Source organism: Blautia wexlerae (assembly GCF_013300825.1).
In the GTDB taxonomy this organism is placed as follows: Bacteria; Bacillota; Clostridia; order Lachnospirales; family Lachnospiraceae; genus Blautia_A; species Blautia_A wexlerae_B.
The window spans coordinates 1-1,686 of sequence record NZ_JAAIMY010000073.1 but is presented as its reverse complement, the minus strand read 5'-3'; the positions used below and the strand labels follow the sequence as shown (position 1 = coordinate 1,686).

Annotated in this window: 1 protein-coding gene; it reads left to right on the top strand. The window is 41.0% G+C overall.

Translation table 11 applies throughout. The annotated features are described in order from the left end of the window. Positions 1–316: 316 nt before the first annotated feature. Positions 317–1,522 carry an IS110 family transposase gene (locus G4417_RS16415; RefSeq protein WP_172678354.1) on the top strand — a complete coding sequence of 402 codons (1,206 nt, stop codon included), beginning with the start codon at positions 317–319 and terminating at the stop codon, positions 1,520–1,522. The last annotated feature ends 164 nt before the right edge of the window (positions 1,523–1,686 follow it).

Here is a 1,686-nt window from a genome sequence, read left to right as displayed (position 1 = left end):
GATATGCACAGTTTGCGCTTTCATCTACTACAATATATTTATGGTTAATATCCCTTACAGCCAGTAAGGAATTATCCATCTTGTTGCTTAAGCTGTTAAAATGTATGGAGCAATCGGTATATCGTCTTATTCATCTTGGACTTCGCGTCCGTTGCCGAGACTGATAACCAGCTCCTCATTTGCAGCGTTCGTTTTATGCAGGTTGAACTGCCTTCGGTACGTTCGTGTCACACCACAGTAGATGGAATAGGCAATGAGTAAAACTGGTCTTTATCCATTGCATAATCTGATTTTAAGGAGTGACAAATTTATGAATATGAATGCAGTAGGTATTGATGTTTCCAAAGGAAAAAGCATGGTTGCTATCCTTCGTTCTTATGGTGAGATCATTTCAAAACCATTTGAAGTCAAACACACAGTCAGTGGGATTCGCTCTCTCATTGAGCAGATCCAATCCATTGATGGCGAATCTCGTATTGTCATGGAACACACCGGTCGTTATTACGAACCTCTTGTCCGTGAACTTTCGAAAGCTGACCTTTTTGTATCTGCCATAAATCCCAAACTCATCAAAGATTTTGGAGACAACTCTCTCCGCAAAGTAAAGTCCGATAAAGCGGATGCAGTAAAAATTGCACGCTATACTCTTGACAGTTGGACGGAACTCAGACAGTATAGTCTCATGGATGAAATTCGTAATCAACTGAAAACCATGAACCGCCAGTTTGATTTTTACATGAAACACAAAACCGCTATGAAAAATAATCTAATCAGCATCCTTGACCAAACTTATCCGGGAGCTAACACTTATTTTGACAGCCCTGCCCGTGAGGATGGAAGTCAAAAATGGGTTGACTTTTCAGCCACCTACTGGCATGTGGATTGTGTTCGTAAACTCTCTCTAAACGCCTTTATCGACCACTATCAAAAGTGGTGTAAACGCAGGAAGTACAACTTCAGCCGTTCAAAAGCTGTTGAAATCTATGAAGCATCTAAGGAGCTTGTTTCTATACTTCCAAAAGACGATCTGACAAAGTTAATCATCAAACAGGCTGTAGAACAATTAAATACGGCTTCACAGACTGTGGAACAGCTTCGTACCATGATGAATGAGGCTGCTTCTAAACTGCCGGAATACCCTGTTGTCATGGCTATGAAAGGTGTAGGTAAATCGCTTGGTCCACAGCTTATGGCAGAGATTGGTGATGTCTCCCGATTTACCCACAAAGGAGCCATTACAGCCTTTGCAGGCGTTGATCCCGGTGTAAATGAATCCGGTTCATATGAGCAGAAAAGCGTTCCTGCTTCCAAGCGCGGTTCCAGTACTCTTCGTAAGACTCTGTTTCAAGTCATGGATGTTCTCATCAAAACAAAGCCACAGGATGATCCTGTCTACTTGTTTATGGATAAGAAACGAGCACAAGGAAAGCCTTATTACGTCTACATGACAGCCGGTGCGAATAAGTTTCTTCGCATCTACTATGGTCGAGTGAAAGAATATCTGTCTTCACTCCCAGAATAAATATCTCGTCAATACCTTTATTTTAGACCAGCGAATATCGGTGGTCTTATTTTAATGTTCAAAATCTTGCAAAAATTTTTGCCTGAAATCATCAATTTGCTATTGACTTTTTATTTGCAGGCTCGGTAATTGAATTGCCGAGGATTCCCGCTTATTATCCTAAA

Bases quoted from the DNA above. Each gene is read 5' to 3' on its own strand.
- G4417_RS16415 (WP_172678354.1), top strand. From the start codon at position 317: ATGAATGCAGTAGGTATTGATGTTTCCAAAGGAAAAAGCATGGTTGCT.